The following is a 2091-nucleotide window of genomic DNA, read 5'->3' on the forward strand; positions in this document are numbered from 1 at the left end:
TCTGGTCGGGCAGTCGTTGGCGTGGGGGCTGTGGGCCCAGCAGTCGGAGATGACCGGGCACCTCGACGAGGTCGACCTGGACCGGATGCGACGCAGCGGTGTCCTTGCCCTGTCCTCCGAAGAGGGCTTGGCGTTGTTCGACGCTGCGGTGCGTACTGACCGGGCGCAGTTGGTGCCGATGCGGGTGGACCTGCCCGCGCTGCGTCGTACCGGCGCCAGTGGTGTGCCACCGTTGTGGCGGGTGTTGGCCGGCGGGATCGCCCGCCGGGCGGCGATCACCGCCGATGCGCCGGTGGATCTGGCCGCCAGGTTGGCCGTTATGGGAGTTGAGGAACGCCAGCGGGCAGTCCTGGAACTGGTACGGGCGCAGGTCGCCGTCGTACTCGGCCACGCCGACCCAACGACGATCGACCAGGACAGCGCGTTCCGCGAACTGGGCTTCGACTCGTTGACCGCGGTGGAACTACGTAACCGTCTGGCCACCGCTTTCGGGCTGTCGTTGCCGGCCACGCTGGTCTTCGACTACCCGACACCGGTGGTGTTGGCCAGGTATCTGCTGACCGAGTTGCTCGGTGAGCAGACCGACGTCGTCGCGCCGGTGGTGGTCGGTGCCGGTGTTGATGAGCCGGTGGCGATTGTGGGGATGGGGTGTCGGTATCCGGGTGGGGTGGGTGATCCGGACGGGTTCTGGCAGTTGCTGCTCGAGGGTGTCGACGCGGTGAGTGGTTTCCCCGCCGATCGGGGTTGGGATGTCGAGTCGTTGTATGACCCGGATCCGGCGCGGTCGGGGACCAGTTACGTCCGGGAGGGTGGGTTCCTGACGGATGCGGCGTTGTTCGACGCGGGGTTCTTCGGGATCAGTCCGCGGGAGGCTGTGGCGATGGATCCGCAGCAGCGGTTGTTGTTGGAGGTTTCCTGGGAGGCGTTGGAACGGGCCGGGATCGACCCGTCCGGGCTACGCGGGTCGGACACCGGCGTGTATGTGGGCCTCATGTACCACGACTACGCCATGCAGTTGGCGGCGAGCCCGGCCGAGACCGACGGATACGGCACCGGGACCAGCGGAAGCGTGGCCTCGGGGCGGGTGGCGTACACGTTGGGCTTGGAGGGTCCGGCGGTGTCGGTGGACACGGCGTGTTCGTCGTCGTTGGTCGCGGTGCATTTGGCGGCGCAGGCGTTGCGGTCGGGTGAGTGTTCGATGGCTCTGGCCGGCGGTGTGACGGTGATGGCGACTCCGGGTGCGTTTGTGGAGTTTTCCCGGCAGGGTGGGTTGGCCGCGGATGGGCGGTGTAAACCGTTCGCGGACGCGGCCGACGGTACGGGTTGGGGTGAGGGTGTCGGGGTTGTGGTGTTGGAGCGGTTGTCCGATGCCCGCCGGCGGGGGCATCAGGTGTTGGCGGTGCTGCGGGGCAGCGCGGTCAACCAGGACGGCGCTTCCAACGGGTTGAGTGCTCCGAACGGGCCGTCGCAGCAGCGGGTGATCCGCCAGGCGTTGGCCAACGCGCGGTTGTCGCCGGGCGAGGTTGATGTGGTGGAGGCGCACGGTACGGGCACCACGCTGGGTGACCCGATCGAGGCACAAGCGTTGATCGCCGCGTACGGGCAGGACCGGCCGGCGGACCAGCCGTTGCGGTTGGGGTCGGTGAAGTCGAACATCGGCCACACCCAGGCAGCCGCGGGCGTCGCCGGGATCATCAAGATGATCCTCGCGATGCGCCACGGGCTGATGCCCAAGACACTGCACGTGGACGCCCCGTCCTCGCATGTGGACTGGTCGGCTGGTTCGGTGCGGCTACTGACCGAGGCCACACCATGGCCCGGCAACGGTAGGCCACGACGCGCCGGGGTGTCCTCGTTCGGAGTCAGCGGCACCAACGCCCACCTCATCCTGGAAGAAGCCGAACCGCCCGGGAGCGTGCAGGACGCCGAACCGTTCGAGTCGCCGCGGGACACACTGGCCGACGCGGTGGGTTCGGGTCAGGAGTCGCTGGCGGTACCGCTGTCGGGTGGGGTGGTGCCGTGGTTGTTGTCGGCTAAGACCGAGACGGCGTTGCGGGCGCAGGCGCAGCGGTTGGCCGGGTTCGTGGCTGA

The 2091-nt window shown here is 68.6% G+C and carries 1 protein-coding gene; it reads left to right on the top strand.

The features are described from left to right. Nucleotides 1-2091, top strand: a 2091-nt coding sequence (locus AB0J33_RS31140; protein WP_363618731.1) for a beta-ketoacyl synthase N-terminal-like domain-containing protein, incomplete at both ends; no start/stop codon positions are given.

It is taken from the genome of Micromonospora sp. NPDC049645, assembly GCF_040675155.1.
Lineage (GTDB): Bacteria > Actinomycetota > Actinomycetes > Mycobacteriales > Micromonosporaceae > Micromonospora.